Here is an 879-nt window from a genome sequence, read left to right on the forward strand (position 1 = left end):
GGCCAGCGGCCCGCTGGGCAGCCAGCAGATGCGCTACAGCGCCTCGGGTAAGCCCATGAGCGATACCTGGACTGTCGATGGCCAAGCGCATACCACCACGTGGCGCCACTCCCTCTGCGGCGTACTGCTCGGCTTCGTCGATGCCCAGGGCAGCGACCATCAGCGCCACCACGACAAGAGCGGGCGGCTGGAGAAGCTGGTGATCGATAACATCACCACCACCTTCGGCTATGACGACTTCTCCCGCCCTGAGGTGCTCACCACAACAGACAGTCGCAGCGGCAACCGCCTGGTCCAGACCCTGAGCTATGACAGCTTTGGTCGGGAGCACACCCGAACCTTTGCCACGACGGTGGGACAAACCACGCATACCAGTGTGCAGACCCTCTGCTACAACGACCTCGACCAGCTCGATAACCGCCATTGGCAAGACGACAGCCGCCAGGGCCTGGAAACCTTCGCCTACGACCTGCGTGAGCGGCTCATCACCTACACCGCAGAGCCTGAGGTAGCGCCCGAAGACCCGTTCGGCAACCGCATCGTCGAGCAAACCTTCACGTTCAACGTCCTTGATGGCTACGAACAGATCACCACCTACTTCGCCGATGGCACTCGGGACATTGCGCAATACGCTTACGAAAACCCCAAGGACCCAACGCAGGTCAGCAGCATTAGCCACTCCCACCCGTCCTGGGGCACACCACTCATCACCTTGCACTACGACGACTGCGGTCGCCTTGTCAGCGACAGCCTCGGCCGCAGCCTGACCTGGGACGCCCAGGATCGTCTGACCCACGTGGAGTTCAAGGGCAAGACCTGCGCCTACGGCTATGACCCCAGCGGCAACCTCTGTGATCGCGTGGTTGACGGCCAGCTCAG

1 pseudogene is annotated in these 879 nt (G+C 62.3%); it reads left to right on the top strand.

Annotated features, from left to right (window positions below):
- A pseudogene (locus tag E1573_RS26840) lies at positions 1-879 on the top strand (hypothetical protein); the annotation flags it as partial.

Origin of the sequence: Pseudomonas sp. H9 (assembly GCF_004353925.1) — a bacterium.
In the GTDB taxonomy this organism is placed as follows: Bacteria; Pseudomonadota; Gammaproteobacteria; order Pseudomonadales; family Pseudomonadaceae; genus Aquipseudomonas.